4 protein-coding genes are annotated in these 2,916 nt (G+C 26.5%); all 4 read left to right on the forward strand.

What is annotated here, in order from left to right; all coding sequences use genetic code 11:
- The first annotated feature begins 233 nt into the window (after positions 1-233).
- Positions 234-398 carry a hypothetical protein gene (locus HMPREF1984_RS11395; RefSeq protein ID WP_021767520.1) on the forward strand — a complete coding sequence of 55 codons (165 nt, stop codon included), beginning with the start codon at positions 234-236 and terminating at the stop codon, positions 396-398.
- A gap of 819 nt (positions 399-1,217) precedes the next feature.
- Complete coding sequence (locus tag HMPREF1984_RS08325) at positions 1,218-1,973, forward strand: hypothetical protein (protein WP_021767522.1); 756 nt, start codon at positions 1,218-1,220, stop codon at positions 1,971-1,973.
- Positions 1,960-2,496 (forward strand): hypothetical protein, encoded by a 537-nt coding sequence (locus tag HMPREF1984_RS08330; protein ID WP_021767523.1) that lies wholly within the window; start codon positions 1,960-1,962, stop codon positions 2,494-2,496. The genes HMPREF1984_RS08325 and HMPREF1984_RS08330 overlap by 14 nt, the downstream gene beginning before the upstream one ends.
- Positions 2,493-2,916: DUF4291 domain-containing protein (locus HMPREF1984_RS08335; protein WP_021767524.1), on the forward strand; the 424-nt coding region annotated here is incomplete at its 3' end. The genes HMPREF1984_RS08330 and HMPREF1984_RS08335, both read left to right, overlap by 4 nt.

The raw sequence follows: 2,916 nt of genomic DNA on the forward strand, positions 1-2,916 counted from the left end.
AGATTATTTCAAAATCATAGATTGTAATATTAGATGCAGTAATTTTTACAATTCTTCTAATTATTCAAGAGGTAAGTTGCCTACGCAAACAGAATTAAATAAATATAATAAAGTTAAACATAGTAATTATAGTATGCAACAGATAAAAACTAGATTATCTCGTTACTAAAAATAAAAATTATTTAATGTACTGACCCCAAAAACTTGGACACAAGATTAGAGGTGTAATTTTTATGAGCAAAGTAACAAGAAAAGATAAAATTGGAATATATGAAAGATATAAAAAAATTAAAAAATCAGATATTTATTTTCATCCAAGAAGTTTGAAATTAAAAGTTCCTGTTTTAGAAATTAATGGAATGACAAATAATGATATAGAAAGAATTACTAGTCACTAGAAAGAAGAGTATTTATGAATAAAGAAAAAATGAATTTAATTTTTATAGGTAACCTTTTAGAGACTTTATTTGTATGTTTTGCTTCAAGTTCAATTGAATATATGTCGTTATTTTTTGGATTTTCAAAAAAAATATTGTTTAGAAATATGCTAGGCATAATATTTATTGGAATTATAATTTATTTAGTTTATATTTTATTAAATTATTTAAAGTATAAAAAGATAAAAGAAAATAATTTAAATACAAAATTTGAAGAATCAAGTATATTTTGGGATTATTATATCTATTTATTCTTTTTATTTACGTTTTCAGCAAGATTTGGAAAACTTGAATTTATAAGAAATAATTCTTTCATAAATAATAAAATGTTAATTTTATTTTTGATATATTCAATATTAAGTTTTATAATTTTTTTAAAAGGATATTTCAGAACAAAGAATAAAACAAATATATTAATAAATTTTTTGTTTTTATGTTATAGGCTATATATTCTTTTATTAGTAATTAAATATACAAAATTTTAAAGATAAGTGATAAAACAACAGAATTTAATGAAGTTATGAGAGAAATTGTAAATCTGGTGTGTAAAATTAAGGAAAAGCAACAGGGGAAACGGTATTAAAATCTATAGAAAATACTGTAAATGGTGGTAAAGAAGATATTGGAGCTTCTGAAGGGAGAGCAATAAGTTCACCTGGATTTTTTGTGGCAGGATATGGAGTAACACCTGAAAGGGCAGATGCTCAAAAAATAAAGTCCTTGTTAATGGAATTGGTAAAACTGGCATAGGAGGTTACAGACAATCCATTAAAATATGTTATGGGTGAAGAGAACTATGATTATTGGAATATGACATCCGCAATGGCATTGCCACATGCGATAAGCTATAATTCAATATTTAATAGCCCAAGCTCAACAGGAAATTCTGGTGTAAATACTGCAAGCAAGTCTTCAGAAAAAACTTATACACTAAATTCATCAAAATCGAATTGGAATTTTGACTCAGAAATTCCAAAAACAGTAGTAAAAAATTCTGAAGGAAATTATACATTAGGTAAAAATAATGAATGGAATTTTGATACTAAATATAATATTCCGTATACTGAAACTGGAAACAAAGGTCAAGGATTAGTTTCTGTGCCAAGTTATAATGCTGTAACAAATGATTATAGCAGAAATTATGATGTTTTTTATCGTACAATTTCTGAAAAACATTATAAAAGTTTATTAAAAAGTGGAAATTTACCACCAAGTGGCGAAACTAGTATTGCAGAAAAAGCAGAATATAGTGAAGAGTATACTGGAATAAATTTAGAATTTAAATTAAAACCTGGAACAGATAAGCAATTTGAAAAAATAGGTGTAAGGAATAATGATGGTGAAAAATTAATAAAAGAATATCCTAATATGAAGGAATCTTTTACTGGATGGAAAAAATATGGATATATACAATTTAAACAGGAAGGGAATCAAATAACTCGGAATTTAGGTGATGGGAAAGGATTAGATATATTTAATCAAAATATTAAAGAAATCAATTTTAGAAAGGAAATAATAAAAAATGGAAAAAAATAATCTTGAAAAATTGGAAAATTTGATGTGGAAAGAATATAAAAAACAAATAAGTTTTCAACAAGTACAAAAGGAATTTTTAAAAAATGATGATGAAAGAATAGAGTATATAAAAACAGAGTTGGAAAAAGCATATAATGAAAAAAATGGACACAGCGTAGATATTTTAATTTCAGCAATTTACATGTTCAAATTATACAGTGAAAAATTTGTTGATATTTTATGCAAATTAACAAAAGAAGAATGGCATGGAAAACACGAAGATATAGTGTTTTATCTTCAGAAAATGGAATTACCTTCTACAATAGACTGTATATACGAACTAGCAACTTCGAATTTTGAAAAATACCGTTGGGATGATAATTTTGCACTGGTCAGAAAATGTTGTTTTGCTTTGGGAGACATAAACACTCCTAAGGCAAAAGAAAAATTGGAATTATTATTACAAAGTGAAGAAGAGACTATAAGAGAACATGCAATGGAACAGTTGAACAGATGTGACTTTACAAATAAGGATGTCGAATGAAAGGATTAATTATGAAAAAAGAAGAGGAAAGAAATATTTATGCAGTATTTGATGAAAAGACGATAAGAGTTTATCAGGCGTATAATAATGAAATAGCAGATGAGGCTTTAAAATTAGGAAAGTTTGGAAGTAAATTCAGCCTTACAAGAATGACCTGGATAAAACCATCATTTTTATGGATGATGTACAGAAGTGGTTGGGCTAGTAAGCAAGGACAGGAAAGAATACTGGCAATTGACCTGAAAAGGGAAGGATTTGATGAAATAGTGAAAAATGCTGTACTTTCATCTTTTAGAGAAGTTTCTGATTTATCTAAGGAAGAATGGAAAGAAAAAATGGAAAATTCAGAAGTAAGATGTCAGTGGGATCCAGACAGGGATATTTATGGCAATCCAATAGGAAGAAGAGCAATACAGTTAG

The sequence above is a fragment of the Leptotrichia sp. oral taxon 215 str. W9775 genome (assembly GCF_000469505.1).
Lineage (GTDB): Bacteria > Fusobacteriota > Fusobacteriia > Fusobacteriales > Leptotrichiaceae > Leptotrichia_A.

Excerpts from the sequence above, each read along its gene's own strand:
- HMPREF1984_RS08330 (WP_021767523.1), top strand. The coding sequence starts at position 1,960 with ATGGAAAAAAATAATCTTGAAAAATTGGAAAATTTGATGTGGAAAGAA.
- HMPREF1984_RS11395 (WP_021767520.1), top strand. The coding sequence starts at position 234 with ATGAGCAAAGTAACAAGAAAAGATAAAATTGGAATATATGAAAGATAT.
- HMPREF1984_RS08325 (WP_021767522.1), top strand. The coding sequence starts at position 1,218 with ATGGGTGAAGAGAACTATGATTATTGGAATATGACATCCGCAATGGCA.